Source organism: Cupriavidus sp. 01L45 (assembly GCF_056399885.1).
The window spans coordinates 62,479-77,378 of the sequence record NZ_JBFTSG010000013.1; the positions used below are offsets into that span (position 1 = coordinate 62,479).

13 protein-coding genes are annotated in these 14,900 nt (G+C 65.6%); 3 read left to right on the forward strand and 10 right to left on the reverse strand.

Annotated features, from left to right (window positions below; genetic code table 11):
• Positions 1–10: 10 nt before the first annotated feature.
• From AC1DT6_RS11225 to AC1DT6_RS11245, 5 genes are all read right to left on the reverse strand, one after another.
• Entirely contained in the window at positions 11–1,486 is a 1,476-nt protein-coding gene (locus AC1DT6_RS11225) for an RNA polymerase factor sigma-54 (RefSeq protein ID WP_477114681.1), read from the reverse strand.
• Positions 1,487–1,633: 147 nt separating this feature from the next.
• The gene (lptB, locus tag AC1DT6_RS11230) at positions 1,634–2,419 is read right to left on the reverse strand and encodes an LPS export ABC transporter ATP-binding protein (protein ID WP_045241335.1); all 786 of its coding nucleotides are present in this window, start codon (positions 2,417–2,419) and stop codon (positions 1,634–1,636) included.
• 36 nt (positions 2,420–2,455) lie between these two features.
• On the reverse strand, positions 2,456–3,100 hold the full coding sequence (gene lptA / locus AC1DT6_RS11235; protein ID WP_035868341.1) for a lipopolysaccharide transport periplasmic protein LptA: 645 nt from the start codon (positions 3,098–3,100) through the stop codon (positions 2,456–2,458).
• A 189-nt stretch (positions 3,101–3,289) separates the two neighbouring features.
• Positions 3,290–3,913 carry an LPS export ABC transporter periplasmic protein LptC gene (gene lptC, locus AC1DT6_RS11240; RefSeq protein WP_441627032.1) on the reverse strand — a complete coding sequence of 208 codons (624 nt, stop codon included), beginning with the start codon at positions 3,911–3,913 and terminating at the stop codon, positions 3,290–3,292.
• A 15-nt stretch (positions 3,914–3,928) separates the two neighbouring features.
• Positions 3,929–4,912 (reverse strand): KpsF/GutQ family sugar-phosphate isomerase, encoded by a 984-nt coding sequence (locus AC1DT6_RS11245; RefSeq protein ID WP_035868380.1) that lies wholly within the window; start codon positions 4,910–4,912, stop codon positions 3,929–3,931.
• 150 nt (positions 4,913–5,062) lie between these two features.
• Between AC1DT6_RS11245 and AC1DT6_RS11250 the strand changes: the two genes are divergently transcribed.
• Positions 5,063–7,042, forward strand: coding sequence for a monovalent cation:proton antiporter family protein (locus AC1DT6_RS11250; protein WP_477114682.1), 1,980 nt, complete (start codon positions 5,063–5,065; stop codon positions 7,040–7,042).
• A gap of 28 nt (positions 7,043–7,070) precedes the next feature.
• On the opposite strand, the gene AC1DT6_RS11255 is transcribed toward AC1DT6_RS11250, so the two are convergent.
• On the reverse strand, positions 7,071–7,454 hold the full coding sequence (locus AC1DT6_RS11255) for a ribbon-helix-helix domain-containing protein (protein ID WP_035868349.1): 384 nt from the start codon (positions 7,452–7,454) through the stop codon (positions 7,071–7,073).
• A gap of 61 nt (positions 7,455–7,515) precedes the next feature.
• Positions 7,516–8,094 (reverse strand): DJ-1/PfpI family protein, encoded by a 579-nt coding sequence (locus tag AC1DT6_RS11260; protein WP_428180117.1) that lies wholly within the window; start codon positions 8,092–8,094, stop codon positions 7,516–7,518.
• A gap of 166 nt (positions 8,095–8,260) precedes the next feature.
• Between AC1DT6_RS11260 and AC1DT6_RS11265 the strand changes: the two genes are divergently transcribed.
• Positions 8,261–8,833 carry an adenine phosphoribosyltransferase gene (locus AC1DT6_RS11265; protein WP_441627035.1) on the forward strand — a complete coding sequence of 191 codons (573 nt, stop codon included), beginning with the start codon at positions 8,261–8,263 and terminating at the stop codon, positions 8,831–8,833.
• A gap of 220 nt (positions 8,834–9,053) precedes the next feature.
• Complete coding sequence (locus tag AC1DT6_RS11270) at positions 9,054–10,739, forward strand: Na/Pi cotransporter family protein (protein ID WP_441627037.1); 1,686 nt, start codon at positions 9,054–9,056, stop codon at positions 10,737–10,739.
• Positions 10,740–10,760: 21 nt separating this feature from the next.
• Here AC1DT6_RS11270 and AC1DT6_RS11275 read toward each other — a convergent pair whose 3' ends face one another.
• The 3 genes from AC1DT6_RS11275 to uvrA all read right to left on the reverse strand — a co-directional run bounded on the left by AC1DT6_RS11275 (position 10,761) and on the right by uvrA (position 14,583).
• On the reverse strand, positions 10,761–11,246 hold the full coding sequence (locus AC1DT6_RS11275; RefSeq protein ID WP_035868363.1) for an adenosine-specific kinase: 486 nt from the start codon (positions 11,244–11,246) through the stop codon (positions 10,761–10,763).
• Positions 11,247–11,352: 106 nt separating this feature from the next.
• Positions 11,353–11,709 carry a hypothetical protein gene (locus AC1DT6_RS11280; protein WP_441627039.1) on the reverse strand — a complete coding sequence of 119 codons (357 nt, stop codon included), beginning with the start codon at positions 11,707–11,709 and terminating at the stop codon, positions 11,353–11,355.
• Between the two features lie 9 nt (positions 11,710–11,718).
• Complete coding sequence (gene uvrA, locus AC1DT6_RS11285) at positions 11,719–14,583, reverse strand: excinuclease ABC subunit UvrA (RefSeq protein WP_477114683.1); 2,865 nt, start codon at positions 14,581–14,583, stop codon at positions 11,719–11,721.
• Positions 14,584–14,900 lie beyond the last annotated feature (317 nt).

Genomic DNA, 14,900 nt, shown 5'->3' on the forward strand with positions numbered 1-14,900 from the left:
TGCAACTCGGCTACAAAGTCTTGCGGAGAGTAACTGCCGGAATCTTGAGCGCCTCGCGGTATTTGGCAACGGTGCGTCGTGCCACTACGAAGCCTTGCTCGCCGAGCAATTCGGCAATCCGGCTGTCGGACAAGGGATTCCTGGCGTCTTCGGCTCCTATCAGTTGCTTGATCAACGCACGAATTGCCGTTGACGAGGCCGCGCCGCCGGTTTCTGTGGATACGTGACTGCCGAAGAAATACTTCAGCTCGAAAGTCCCCATCGGCGTTGCCATGTATTTATTGGTAGTCACCCGAGAGATGGTGGACTCGTGTAAACCCAGTGTATCGGCAATCTCCCGCAAAACCAAGGGGCGCATCGCAATTTCACCGTGGGTGAAGAAGTTCTTTTGACGTTCGACAATAGCTTGTGCAACGCGCAATATCGTGTCGAACCTTTGCTGGATATTCTTGATCAACCAGCGTGCCTCCTGCAGTTTTTGCTGCAGTCCCGCAGCACCCGCATCGCCTTTTGCACCGCGCAATATCTGCGCGTACATGTCGTTGATACGTAGCCGCGGCATCACATCCGGATTGAGCTGCGCGATCCAGCCGCCATTCAGTTTACGGACAAAAACATCGGGCACGACGAAGTCGGCTTCGGGGCGGCTGTACGCATGGCCCGGATAAGGCGCCAGAGAGCGGATCAGTTCATGCGCCGACTTCAATTCCGGCTCGTCCACCTGCAGCGCTTTTTTCAGGCGCGTGTAGTCGCGCACCGCGAGCAGTTCCAGGTGATTGGTGACAATGGTCAGCGCCAGGTCGCGCTGCGGGTGCTTGATGCGGCGCAATTGCAGCGCCAGGCATTCGGCCGCATTGCGTGCGCCGACACCAGGCGGATCGAAGCTCTGCAGCAGGGTAAGGACGGCGTGGATCTCGTCGACCTCGAATTCAAGTTCATCCGRCAGTTCGCTGCAGATTTCCTCGAGCGAGGCGCTCAGGTAGCCGTCGTCGTCCAGCGACTCGACCAGGAAGATGGCCAGCCCCTTGTCGCGCAACGAAATTTTCAGCGGCGCGAGCTGTTCCATCAGATGTTCGCGCAGCGTGGGTTCGGCGTCGCGCAACTGCATCGGGGTCTTTTCGTCGTCGTCGCCTTGCGGGCGGCGGGCGAAGTCGTCGAGGCTCCAGTCGTTGCCGTAGTCCTCGTTGCTGTCGGAATAGCTGTCTTCGGCCTCGGGCGCGCCGTCGGGGCGGTTCTCGCTGGTGCCCTGGCCGTCGGCGGGCGCCGGCGCGGGAGCGCTCTGCATGTTGACCGAGCCGTCGGCGGCAACGCGCAACGGGCTGTCGAGCCAGTCGTTCTCGCGTTCGAGCAAAGGGTTCTCGGTCAGCGCCTGTTCCACTTCCTGCTGCAGTTCGAGCGTGGACAGTTGCAGCAGCCGGATCGACTGCTGGAGTTGCGGCGTGAGCGCGAGATGCTGCGAGAGGCGGAGCTGTAGCGACGGTTTCATGCGACCTATTTTATGCCCAACTTCCGTGCCGGTGGAACGGAAATTGCTATCGCTGATGACGCCGTGATCGTTGCAGGGTAAAAGGCGACACCGGAGCCACCTTGGGCACAAGGTCGCCGCAGCTGCCGCTTGCTGTGGCGCGCCGCGTTACATGCGGAAATTCTCGCCCAGGTAGACCTTGCGCACCGACTCGTTGGCGATGATGTCTTCAGGCCGGCCCGAGGCCAGCACGGCGCCTTCGCTGATGATGTAGGCGTGATCGCAGATGCCCAGCGTCTCGCGCACGTTGTGGTCGGTGATCAGCACGCCGATATTGCGCGCCTTGAGGAAGCTGACGATGCGCTGGATCTCGCCCACCGCGATCGGGTCGACGCCGGCGAAGGGCTCGTCTAGCAGGATGAAGCGGGGCGCCGAGGCCAGGGCGCGGGCGATTTCCACGCGGCGGCGTTCGCCGCCTGACAGCGAAAGCGCCGGATTGTCGCGCAGGTGGGCAATCTGGAGGTCATCGAGCAGCGTGTCCAGCCGGCGCTCGAGTTCGGCCTTGCCAAGTGGCTTGCCGTCCTGGATCTGCAATTCCAGTACCGCGCGGATGTTCTCCTGCACATTCAGCTTGCGGAACACCGAAGCTTCCTGCGGCAGGTAGGACAGGCCCATGCGTGCCCGTTCGTGAATGGCCAGGCCGCTGATGTGCTTGTCGTCGAGCACGATGTCGCCCTCGTCCAGTGCCACCAGTCCCACGATCATGTAGAAGGAGGTGGTCTTGCCCGCGCCGTTGGGCCCCAGGAGTCCGACCACCTCGCCGCTCTTTACGTCGAGGGACACATCCTTGACCACCGTGCGCGAGCCGTAGCGCTTTTTCAGGTGGCGCACGACCAGCGTGCTGCTGTCCTTCAGGGTGGCGGGCTGGGAGGGTGCGGTTTGGGTAACGGTCATGAAGGCTGAATCCGTGGATCGGGCGACGCGGCGGCGTCAGGGATTGACGGGGGCGGGCGCAGGCTTGAGCGGCAGCGGGGCGCCGGCGGCGCCGCTGGCGGGTTGCTCCTGGCGCGGTGACAACACGGCGCGCACGCGACCGGACGGGCTGCCCGCCGTCGCGTTCTCCGTACCGCCGCTGGCGGTGTAGAACTCGTTGCGGCTGTCGTAGGTGATCACTGCGCCGCGGATCTCGTCGACCAGCTTGGCGCCGGCCAGCCGCGCCATGCGTGCGCGGCCGATTAGCTTGGACAGTTCCTGCTTGCCGTCATACTCGATGCGGTCGCCCCAGCCGTCGATGTATTCGTCGACGTTGTCGCGCTTCTGGCGGATATAAGCCTGCTTGCCGCCCTTGGACGTAGCCACGGCGTACTGGTAGCCCTCGGGATCGGTGCGCACTTCGGCCGCGTCGGATTTCAACACCATGGTGCCCTTGGTCAGCACCACGTTGCCAGTCAGCACATAAACCTGCTTGACGTCGTCATAGCTGGCGTTGTCGGCTTCCAGTACCAGCGGTTTCTCGCGGTCGGCTTTCTCCGCGCTGGCGGGCGCGGCCAGCGTGAGGCCGAGGACGGCTGCCAGCGTCAGCAAAGCGGCCGTGCTGCGGCGGCGACAGGACGATGTCGTCAGGAGTGAATTCATGTTGGCGTGATGGCGGTTGGCGCGGACGGCTGTGGCCCGCGGGCGGCTTCGTTTCCTGGCGGCTGTTTCCGGGCAAGGCGGGCGGGGCTGCGCGGGCGGCACCCGCCTGGGTACCGTTTGCGCCCGCTCGCCTGGCCAGCACTGCTTCGCTTCATCTGGCAACAGCCTCTCGGGTCTTTGTTATCTGGGCTACTTCGCGGGACTCGCCGGCGGCCCCGTAATAATGGTGCCGCGTACGTTACCCAGCAATTGTACTTCGCGGGTGACATTGTTGAAGATCAGCCCGTTTGCCGTCATCACCGACGGGCCGCGGGTCAGCTTGACGGCTTTGTCGGTCTTCACGATGTCATCGTTGATCAGCACCTGGAAATACTCCGAGGCGGCTGTCATCTGCGGATCCTTGGCCGGGTCCGGCCCTTGGGCACGCACGATAAAGGCATTGCCGAACAGGTCGATCACCGAGCCTGCCGCGTTCATCGTGCCGCGATCGGAGTGGCCCGTGACAGGCGGGCGGTCGATTTCGTAGGCGCGCATGGCCGGACGCGTCACTTCGTAGGTCTGGTCGTCCTCGAAGTGGATCATCTTGTCGCCGGTGAACCGCATCTTGGTGTTGCCGTCCTCGGCCAGTTCGGTGGCGGAGAAGCGGACCATGTAGTAATCGGGCTCATGCTTCTTGCCCACCGGCCCGGTGGCGGCTTCTTTCGGGGAATTGACCTGCACCAGCCAGAAAGTGCTGCCCGCCACTAGCGCCATCAACAGCAGCGGCAAGGCGCGCATTCCTAGCCGGCTCAGGGAGGACAGGATATCCCGCATAGTTTGTGGGTGCCCTCAGATGACCTTGGCGCGGGTCAGGTCGTGGATGTGCAGGGCACCGACCAGGCGCTGGTCGGCATCGACCACCAGCATCTGGTTGATGCGGTTCGCCTCCATGACCTGCACGGCTTCCACCGCCAGCTGGTCCGGCCCCACCGTATGCGGCGAGCGGTGCATCACCTCGCTGATGGGCACGGTCTTCCAGTCGCGCGGCGTTTCCAGCAGGCGGCGCAGGTCGCCGTCGGTGAAGACGCCGATCAGGTGGTCGTCCGGATCCACCACCGCGGTCATGGCCATGCCCTTGCGGGTGATTTCCATCAGGGCCTGCGCCAGCGGCGTGCTTTCGCGTACCTTGGGCACTGCGTTGCCGCTGCGCATGACGTCGCGCACATGGGTCAGCAGCTTGCGCCCGAGCGCGCCGCCCGGATGCGAGCGGGCAAAGTCTTCCTCGCCGAAGCCGCGCGCGTCCAGCACCGCCACCGCTAGCGCATCGCCCATCGCCAGCGCGGCGGTGGTGCTGGCGGTGGGGGCCAGGTTAAGCGGGCAAGCCTCTTTCTCCACACCGGCGTTGAGGTGGGCGTCGGCCAGCTTGGCCAGCGTGGAGGCGGGGTTGCCGGTCACGGAGATCAGCTTGGCGCCGATGCGCTTGACGATCGGCACGATCGACAGCAGTTCGGCGGTCTCTCCGGAATTGGAAAAGGCAATCAGCACATCGTCGCGCGTGACCATGCCCAGGTCGCCATGGCTGGCCTCGGCCGGGTGCACGAAAAAGGCCGGCGTGCCGGTCGATGCCAGCGTGGCCGCGACCTTGCGGCCGATGTGTCCCGACTTGCCGATGCCCGACACGACGACGCGTCCGCTGCAATTCAGAGTGAGTTGCACGGCCTGCGCAAATTCGCCGTCCAGGCGGCCCGCGAGGGCGGCGACGGCATCGGCTTCGATCTGGAGGGTCTCGCGAGCGAGCCGAAGTGCTCGATCCGCATTGAAATTAGCTATCATGGCGACGAAGTATACCAACGAATGCGATGGCGCTTGGGCTGTTCCTGGGATCGGGCGGCCGGGGCGGCTGCCGTGCTTGCCGCAATCCGCCGGCAGGGCCGCCCGAGCCGGGTTGTCCTGGCCCGGTGGTGGCGTACCCTGATCCTTCCGATGCACTCTCCGCTGGACCTGACCCTTGTGCTGCTGGCCGCCGCCGTGTTCGGCGTGGTCGCCTTTCGCATGCTGCAATTACCGCCGATGCTGGGGTACCTGGTGGTCGGCATCCTGATCGGGCCGCACGCGCTCGGGCTGGCCAGCGATACCGCGCAGACCAAATACCTGGCCGAGTTCGGCGTGGTCTTTTTGATGTTCTCGATCGGGCTGGAGTTCAGCCTGGGCAAGCTCAAAGCCATGAAACGGCAGGTATTCGGCCTGGGCGGCTCGCAGGTGGTGCTGTCGCTGCTGGTGGTGATACCGGCGAGCTGGGCCTTCAACTGGCTGTTTCCGCTGTCCTGGCAGGCTTCGGTGGCGCTGGGCGGCGCGCTGGCCATGTCGTCCAYCGCGATCGTCTCCAAGATGCTGTCGGAGCGGCTGGAGCTGGAAAGCGAGCACGGGCGCAATATCATCAGCATCCTGCTGTTCCAGGACTTGGCGGTGGTGCCGCTGCTGATCGTGATTCCGGCGCTGTCGCGCGATCCCGGCGACATGGCGATGGCGCTCGGCCTGGCCACGGTCAAGATCGTGGTGGCGCTGAGCCTGATCTTTTTTGTCGGCAAGCGGGTCATGAGCCGCTGGTTCCATGTGGTGGCGGCGCGCCGCTCGCAGGAGCTGTTCATGCTCAACCTGCTGCTGGTCACGCTGGGCATGGCGGCGCTGACCGAGCGGCTGGGCCTGTCGATGGCGCTGGGGGCCTTCATCGCCGGCATGCTGATCTCCGAGACGCCGTACCGCCATCAGGTGGAGGAGGACATCAAGCCCTTCCGCGATGTGCTGCTGGGGCTGTTCTTCGTCACCATCGGCATGTTGCTCAATATTCACGTGGTGCTCGATCACCTGTGGCTGGTGCTGGTGTTGCTGATCGTGCCGATCATCTTCAAGCTGCTGCTGATCGCCGGCCTGGCGCGCCTGTTCGGCTCGCGCCAAGGGGTAGCGATCCGCACCGGCCTGGGGCTGGCGCAGGCTGGCGAGTTCGGTTTCGTGCTGCTTAACCAGATCGATGGCCTGAACCTGGTCGATCCGGTGCTGATCCAGGTCATCCTGGCCTCGATGCTGCTGTCGATGCTGGCGGCGCCGTTCCTGATCCAGTACAGCGACGCCATCGTGCTGCGCTTTGCCGCCAACGAATGGCTGATGCAGTCGCTCAATATGACGCGCATCGCGGCGCAGAGCCTGCAGACCGAAAAACACGCCATCATTTGCGGCTTCGGCCGCAGCGGCCAGAACCTGGCGCATATGCTGGAGCGGGAGGGCATCACCTACGTGGCGCTCGACCTTGACCCGGATCGGGTGCGGGAGGCCGCCGCCGCGGGCGACACGGTGGTGTACGGCGACGCGGGCCGGCGCGAGGCGCTGATCGCGGCGGGCCTGCACCGGGCGGCTGCCTTGATCATCACTTATAACAACACGCCCTCCGCCCTCAAGGTGCTGCACCACGTGCAGGAGCTGGAACCGGCGCTTCCCGTCATCGTGCGTACCATGGACGACTCGGAGCTCGACATCCTGCAGAAGGCGGGCGCCACCGAGGTGGTACCGGAAAGCATCGAGGGCAGCCTGATGCTGGCCTCGCACGCCCTGGTGCTGCTGGGTGTGCCGATGCGGCGGGTGGTGCGCGGCGTGCAACAGGCGCGTGATGCGCGCTACAGCCTGCTGCGCGGCTACTTCCACGGACGCGACGACGAGGAGGATATGGTCGAGCGCGAGTCGGTGCGGCTGCAGTCGGTCTCGCTCGGCCCCGAGGCCACGGCGGTGGGGCGGCGGCTGGGCGCGCTAGGGCTGGACCGCATCGGGGTGGAGGTGACGGCGGTGCGCCGGCGCGGCATCCGCGCGTTCGATCCGCAGCCGGAAACCGTGCTGGAGCCGGGCGATATCGTGGTGCTGCGCGGGCAGCCCGAGGCGCTGGAGGCAGCCGAGCAGCGCATGCTTGCCGGTTGACTCTGACGCCGCGGCAGGGAGTGCGGCCTTATGCCGCCGCGCGGCTGGCGGGGCGCGCCGGTTCCGCCCAGGATGGCGGCAGGCCTTCCAGCACGGCCCGTGCATCGAGCGAGCCGACCGGCACGCTCTGATCGGCGGGGATGCGGCCTTCGCCTTGTAGCAGCAGGTAGCGCAGGCAGCACACGCGCAGGAATGACGTGAAGTTCGCCGCCTCGCCCCGGTACGCCGTCAGTTCGTCGTGCAGCCGGGTGATGAGCTGGCCCACGCTCATGCCGTCGCGCCGCGCCAGCGTTTCGAGCACTTCCCAGAACAGGCTTTCCAGCCGGATGCTGGTGGCCACCCCGTGCAGCCGCAGGGAGCGCGACTGGCCCTCGTACGACTGCGGGTTGGCCCGGATGAAGATTTCACACATAGAACAACTCCCGTGCGTGGCGGCCCGCGAGGGTATGCTCGCGGGCCGCGTTCGGAAGTCTCTAATGTACGATCCGGGTGCCCAGGACCGCAAGGAACTGCGCCAGCCAGGCCGGATGCGCTGGCCATGCCGGGGCGGTCACGAGGTTGCCATCGGTGTGTGCCTGGTCGACCGGGATGTCGGCGTACTTGCCGCCGGCCAGGCGTACTTCGGGCGCGCAGGCCGGATAGGCCGAGCAGGTCCGGCCTTCCAGCACGCCGGCCGCGGCCAGCAGTTGGGCGCCGTGGCACACCGCGGCGATCGGCTTGTTGGCGCTGGCGAAGTGACGCACGATCTCCAGCACCCGTTCGTTCAGGCGCAGGTATTCGGGGGCACGGCCGCCCGGGATGACCAGCCCGTCGTAGGCTGCCGGATCGATATCGGCAAAGCTCGCGTTCAGCGTGAAGTTGTGCCCGCGCTTCTCGCTGTAGGTCTGGTCGCCCTCGAAATCGTGGATGGCGGTGGGGCAGCTGGCGCCGGCGGCCTTGTCCGGACACACCGCGTGGACCGTGTGGCCCACCATCTGCAAGGCCTGGAACGGCACCATGGTTTCATAGTCTTCGGCATAGTCGCCGACCAGCATCAAGATCTTTTTTGCCATCACGGTCTCCTGTATGGTTACGGCTGTCAGGCCGGGTGCCGCACCGGAATGCCCGTGCGGCCCGCCTGAGCCTTGGGCCCATTGTGTTGCCGTTTGCGGCAGCCCGGGTAGTAACCCATTACCGCATGCAGCCTGCCGCCGCGGCTGGCTGTCCGACCGAGTCCCCATGCCCAATACCACCATCCAGTCGTCCGCCCTTGGCGACGTCACCCACTACCTGCGCGAACGCATCCGTACCGTGCCGGACTGGCCGCAGCCCGGTGTCATGTTCCGCGACATCACGCCGCTGCTGCAGGACCCCAAGTCGCTGCGCGTACTGATCGATGTCTTCGTGCACCGCTATATGGACGCCCGGCTTGACATGGTGGCAGGCATCGACGCACGCGGCTTTATCCTCGGCGCCATCCTGGCCTACGAACTCAACCTTGGCTTCGTGCCCATCCGCAAGAAGGGCAAGCTCCCCTTCCAGACCGTGGCGGAGGAGTACGAGCTCGAATATGGCAGCGCCACGGTCGAAATCCACGCCGATGCCTGCAAGCCCGGTGACCGCGTGCTGCTGGTGGACGACCTGATCGCCACCGGCGGCACCATGATGGCCGGCCGCAAGCTGCTGGAACGCCTGGGCGCCACGGTGGTGGAGGGCGCCGCCATCGTCGACCTGCCCGAGCTGGGAGGCTCGCGCCACCTGCTCGACAGCGGCCTGCCGCTGTTCACGGTTTGCCGCTTCGACGGACACTGACGCCTGCCCAGGGATCATCAGCGCTCCGCCCATCCCAGGCGGGGCGCGGTGTTGCGGCCCTTCCAAGCCATACGTCCATGGCGTTGCCCGCACATGCACGCGGGAGCATAATGCCCCATTGACAACGATACGATGGCCGGGCGGAATCGTGCGATCTGCATTTGCTTATCTGCATTTGCGTCCGCAAGCGATGGAGGCACCGGTCACATTAGGGCGGACCATGGGCGTACTACTTCATTTGCTTTCCGGCGTGGCGCTGCTGGTGTGGGGCACCAACATTGTCAAGGTCGGCATCCTGCGCGTGTATGGCGCCAACTTGCGCCACGTGCTCTCCTCCAGCATTTCCAACCGCTTCACGGCGTTTGCCGCCGGCCTCGGCGTGACCGGGCTGGTCCAGAGCAGCAACGCAACCGCGGTCATCGTCAGTTCCTTCGTGGGCCAGGGCCTGATCGCCGTGGCCCCGGCGCTGGCCATCATGCTGGGCGCCAACGTCGGCACCGCGCTCATGGTGCAGGTGTTTTCGCTGGACCTCTCGTGGCTGTCGCCGCTGCTGATTTTCGTCGGCGTGATCCTGCATTTGTCCTGGAAGGGCAACAAGCCCGGCCACGTGGGCCGCGTACTGATCGGCCTCGGGCTGATCACGCTGGCACTCGAGCTGATTTCCATCGCCACCCGGCCCGTGGTGCAGGCCGCCGGAGTCAAGGTGCTGTTCGGTACGCTCACCGGCGATCCCACGCTGGATATGCTGATCGGCGCCTTCCTCACCATCCTGTGCTATTCCAGCCTGGCAGTAGTGCTGTTCTGCGGGGCGCTGGCCTCGGCCGGGGTGGTGTCGCTGCATGTGGCGATGGCGCTGGTGCTGGGCGCCAACCTGGGCTCCGGCATCTCCGCGCTGCTGACCACCTCCGGCAATAACCAGCCCGGCAAGCGCGTCACCCTGGGGAACCTGCTGTCGCGGCTGCTCGGCTGCGTGATCGCGCTGCCTTTGCTGGGGCAGGCCGAGCACCTGCTGGCGCTGGTCGATGCCGATCCGCAGCGGCTGGTGGTCAATTTCCACCTGCTGTTCAACGTGGCGCTGGCGGTGCTGCTGCTGGGCGCCACCGGTCCGCTGGCACGCCTGTGCGAAAAGGTGCTGCCGGGCCGCAACACCGGCGACAGCCAGGTCACTCCGCGCCACCTTGATCCGGCCGCGCTGCCCACGCCCGCGCTGGCGCTGTCCAATGCCGCGCGCGAAGTGCTGCGCATCGGCGACCGCATCGAGCAGATGCTGGACAATATGCTGCGCGTGCTGCGCACCAACGATGCCAAGCTGGCCACCGCCACCTGCCGCATCGACGACGAGGTGGACGATCTCTATACCGCGATCAAGCTCTACCTGACCCAGATCAGCCTCGAAGCGCTGGACGAGCGCGATGGCCGGCGCTGGACTGAAATCATCTCGCTCACCATCAACCTCGAACACGCCGGGGACATCATCGAACGTATCCTGCAGGACGCGCGCGACAAGAAGATCGCCCATAACCTGGCGTTCTCGGAAGCGGGCATGCAGGAGATCTCGCAGATGCACGCGCGCGTCGTGGCCAACCTGCGCCTGGGGCTGTCGGTGTTCCTCTCCGGTGACCTGAAAAGCGCGCAGCAACTGATGGCCGAGAAGGCCACCTTCCGCGATCTGGAGCGCAAGTTCGCCCGCAGCCATCTGCAGCGCATCGCCGTGCAGACCGCCGAGAGCATCGAGACCAGCTCGCTTCACCTTGATGTGATCAGCGACCTGAAGCGCCTGAATTCGCTCTTCTGCGCCACTGCCTATCCGGTGCTGGAAGAGGCAGGCGTGCTTAACCGCAGCCGCATGAAGGAAGACGACAGCGAACCGCCGACGCGCGCAATGCCGTCCGCGCAGGCGCACTGAAGGGCCCGCATGGAGGATCGGCTACAGTTTGTAGCCGATCTCCCGAAGCAGGTCCCGCCGCCACGCAATGTCGAGCTCGGTTTCCAGCCCGAGCGGCGAAGCGCCATCGACCACGCCAAGCACCGCGCGCCCCTGCGCGGTCTGCGCCACCACCACTTCGGTCGGGTTGGCCGTGGCGCAGTAGATCCTGCATACTTCCGGCACCGCGCGCACCGCGGTCAGCACATTGACGGGATAAAAGCCATCGCCAAGAAACAGCAGGAAGCTGTGGCCGGCGCCGATCGCCATCGCGTTCTCGCAGGCCAGGTCGATCATGGCATCGTCGGTGCCGGACCAGCGCACCAGGCGCTTGCCCGAGGCCTCGCAGAACGCCAGGCCGAAGCGGATGCCCGGCACCGCGCCGACGAGCGCCTCGTGGATATCGTCCACGGTCTTGATGAAATGCGACTGTCCAAAGATGAAATTGGTCGCCTCGGGCTTGGTGACCGGCACTACGATGAACTCCATGGCCGTGCTCCTGCGTTGGCCTGCGTCAGTCGTCAGATCGGCTTCGAATGGCCCTTCGCAGTCTATGGTAGGCCGGGCAGGGTCGAATGCAAGGTGCCGCGCGGGACTACTTGCCCGGCGGGGACGTGCCGTTGCGGCGCCGGCTTCGCATGTGCCGGAGCATGATTGCGATAGCCGCGAGCAGGAGCGCGCCGCCTGTCGTCAAGGACACGGTGGCAAACATCCCGCCGCCGGTATTGCTTGCGGCTTGGGCCGCGCTGGCGGGCTCCGCTGGCCGGGCGGCTTGCGTGGAAGGGGCGGATGCCGCTGGCGCGGCTGGCTCTTCGAGCGCGCGCGCCTGCGGCGCGGCCAGGTCGATCGGTGTGACGGTCGCCTGCGCCGCGGCCGGGCTGGCGGCAATGGCGCCGCCGAGCAGCAGCGCGCATTGCCAGGCGCAAAGGATCAGGCGGGAACCCAGGCGCACGGCACCCACTCAGCGGCGCTCGAGCAGCGGCGCCAGGTACTTGCCGGTAAAGCTGGCCTTGCTCGCGGCCACGGCTTCCGGCGTGCCCTTGGCGATCACCTGGCCGCCGCCGGCGCCGCCTTCGGGGCCCATGTCGAGCAGCCAGTCGGCGGTCTTGATCACGTCGAGGTTGTGCTCGATGATGACCACCGTATTGCCCTGGTCGCGCAGCTTGTGGATGACCTTGAGCAACAGCTCGATATCGTGGAAGTGCAGGCCCGTGGTGGGCTCGTCCAGGATGTAGAGCGTGCGGCCGGTGTCGCGCTTCGACAGTTCCAGCGACAGCTTGACGCGCTGCGCCTCGCCGCCCGACAACGTGGTCGCGGACTGGCCCAGGCGGATGTAGCCGAGGCCGACATCGAGCAGCGTTTTCAGCTTGCGCCGGACCACCGGCACCGCCAGGAAGAACTCGTGCGCCTGCTCCACCGTCATGTCGAGCACTTCGTGGATGTTCTTGCCCTTGTAGAGCACCTCCAGCGTTTCGCGGTTGTAGCGCTTGCCGTGGCAGACGTCGCAAGGCACGTACACGTCGGGGAGGAAGTGCATCTCGACCTTGATCACGCCATCGCCCTGGCAGGCTTCGCAGCGGCCGCCCTTGACGTTGAACGAGAAGCGGCCCGGATCGTAGCCGCGCTCCTTGGCCGACGGCACGCCGGCGAACAGCTCGCGGATCGGCGTGAACAGGCCGGTGTAGGTGGCGGGGTTTGAGCGCGGGGTACGGCCGATCGGGCTCTGGTCGACGTTGATGACCTTGTCGAAGTGCTCCAGCCCATCGATGCGGTCGTGCGCCGCGGGCTCGGCGGTGGAGCCGTACAGGTGGCGCGCCACCGCGTGGTAGAGCGTGTCGTTGATCAGCGTCGACTTGCCCGAGCCGGAGACGCCGGTCACGCAGGTGAGCAGGCCCACCGGGATATCGGCGCTGACATTGCGCAGGTTGTTGCCGGTGGCATTGATGATGCGCAGCAGCTTTTCCTCATCGGGCGCGGCGCGCTCCTTGGGCACCTCGATGCGGCGCGCGCCGGACATGTACTGGCCGGTGAGCGAGTTGGCCGATTGCTCGATCTGCAGAGGCGTGCCTTCGGCGACGATCATGCCGCCATGCACGCCCGCGCCCGGGCCGATGTCGACCACGTAGTCGCAGGCGCGGATCATGTCTTCATCGTGCTCGACCACCAGCACGGAGTTGCCGATATCGCGCAGGTGCTTGAGGGTGCCGATCAGCCGGTCGTTGTCGCGCTGGTGCAGGCCGATCGATGGTTCGTCCAGCACATACATCACGCCGGTCAGTCCCGAGCCGATCTGCGAAGCCAGCCGGATGCGCTGCGCCTCGCCGCCCGACAGCGTGTCGGCGCTGCGTYCCAGCGACAGGTAATCCAGTCCCACGTTATTGAGGAAGTTCAGGCGCGCGCTGATTTCCTTGACGATCTTGTCGGCAATCTCGCGCTTGGCGCCGTGCATGTCCAGCGTAAGGAAATACGTGAGCGCGTCGCGCAGCGGCCAGCCATTGATCTCGTAGATGGCGCGCGCCTGGTCGTTTTCGCCCAGCTTGACATGGCGCGCCTCGGTGCGCAGGCGGGTGCCATGGCAGGCGGGGCAGGCCTGGTTGTTCTGGTACTTGGCCAGTTCCTCGCGCACCGCGATCGAGTCGGTCTCGCGGTAACGCCGCTCCAGGTTGGGGATGATGCCCTCGAAGGCATGCTCGCGCACCGTGGTGCGGCCGCGCTCGTTCATATAGGTGAACGGGATCTCCACTTCGCCGGAGCCATGCAGCACGACTTCCTGCACCTCGGCCRGCAGGTCCTCGAAGGCCGTATCGAGTTCGAACTCGTAGTAGGCCGCCAGGCTCTGCAGCATCTGGAAGTAGAACTGGTTGCGGCGGTCCCAGCCCTTGATGGCGCCCGAGGCCAGCGACAGGTTGGGGAAGGCCACCACCCGCTTGGGGTCGAAAAAGGTGATCTGGCCCAGGCCGTCGCAGGTCGGGCAGGCGCCCATCGGATTGTTGAACGAGAACAGGCGCGGCTCGAGTTCCTGGAGCGAGTACGAGCAGATCGGGCAGGCGAACTTGGAGCTGAACACGTGCTCCTGGCTGGTATCGATCTCCAGCGCGACGGCGCGGCCGTCGGCCAGGCGCAGGGCGGTCTCGAACGATTCCGCCAGCCGCTGCTTGATGTCGGGGCGCACCTTGACGCGGTCCACCACCACCTCGATGGAGTGTTTCTCGGTCTTCTTCAGCTTGGGCAGCGCGTCCACCTCGTAGACCACGGCCGGCGCCTCATGCGTGGTGCCGCCGCCCGAACGCACGCGAAAGCGCACGAAGCCCTGCGCCTGCATGGTGTCGAACAGGTCGGAATGCTCGCCCTTGCGGTTGGCCACCACCGGCGCAAGGATCATCAGTTTGGTGTCTTCCGGCAGCGCCAGCGCGGCGTCCACCATCTGCGACACGCTTTGCGCCTGCAAGGGCAGATTGTGATCGGGGCAGTAAGGCGTACCGGCGCGGGCGTACAGCAGGCGCAGGTAGTCGTGGATCTCGGTGACCGTTCCCACGGTTGAGCGCGGGTTGTGGCTGGTGGCCTTCTGTTCGATGGCGATCGCCGGCGAAAGCCCTTCGATCAGGTCGACGTCCGGCTTTTCCATCAGTTGCAGGAACTGGCGCGCGTAGGCCGACAGCGACTCCACATAGCGGCGCTGGCCCTCCGCGTACAGGGTGTCGAAAGCGAGGGAGGACTTGCCCGATCCGGACAGCCCGGTAATCACGATCAGCTTGTTGCGCGGCAGATCGAGATTGATGTTCTTCAGGTTGTGGGTACGGGCACCACGGATTCTAATTTCTTCCATATACCGATTGTCTTCGCCAGGCGGGGCCGCCGGTCAGGTCGACAGGCCGGGTCTCACGGAATTTCAAGAAAAAAGCATGCCAGCAGGGCTGCAGCCGGCTTCAGGCCAGCCCCAGGCCGGGCTTTGCCAGCCTGCGCCGGGGCTTGCGGCGTCCGATCCGGACCCTAAAGCGCAGCGGAGCAAACCTGTTAATATACCGAACTTCGGTTTCCGGGGGTTGCATGGGCCATCAGACGTGTCCTGCAATGCCCACATCCGGCATGCTGCTGAGGGTTGTCAGGCAAGGATGCTTCCGTCCTGCCGGGCGCCCGGCGCAA

What these genes read in the sequence shown, in the direction of transcription:
- lptB (WP_045241335.1), bottom strand. Translation starts at nt 2,419, where the DNA reads ATGACCGTTACCCAAACCGCACCCTCCCAGCCCGCCACCCTGAAGGAC.
- lptA (WP_035868341.1), bottom strand. Translation starts at nt 3,100, where the DNA reads ATGAATTCACTCCTGACGACATCGTCCTGTCGCCGCCGCAGCACGGCC.
- lptC (WP_441627032.1), bottom strand. Translation starts at nt 3,913, where the DNA reads ATGCGGGATATCCTGTCCTCCCTGAGCCGGCTAGGAATGCGCGCCTTG.
- AC1DT6_RS11245 (WP_035868380.1), bottom strand. Translation starts at nt 4,912, where the DNA reads ATGATAGCTAATTTCAATGCGGATCGAGCACTTCGGCTCGCTCGCGAG.
- AC1DT6_RS11255 (WP_035868349.1), bottom strand. Translation starts at nt 7,454, where the DNA reads ATGTGTGAAATCTTCATCCGGGCCAACCCGCAGTCGTACGAGGGCCAG.
- AC1DT6_RS11260 (WP_428180117.1), bottom strand. Translation starts at nt 8,094, where the DNA reads ATGGCAAAAAAGATCTTGATGCTGGTCGGCGACTATGCCGAAGACTAT.
- AC1DT6_RS11265 (WP_441627035.1), top strand. Translation starts at nt 8,261, where the DNA reads ATGCCCAATACCACCATCCAGTCGTCCGCCCTTGGCGACGTCACCCAC.
- AC1DT6_RS11270 (WP_441627037.1), top strand. Translation starts at nt 9,054, where the DNA reads ATGGGCGTACTACTTCATTTGCTTTCCGGCGTGGCGCTGCTGGTGTGG.
- AC1DT6_RS11275 (WP_035868363.1), bottom strand. Translation starts at nt 11,246, where the DNA reads ATGGAGTTCATCGTAGTGCCGGTCACCAAGCCCGAGGCGACCAATTTC.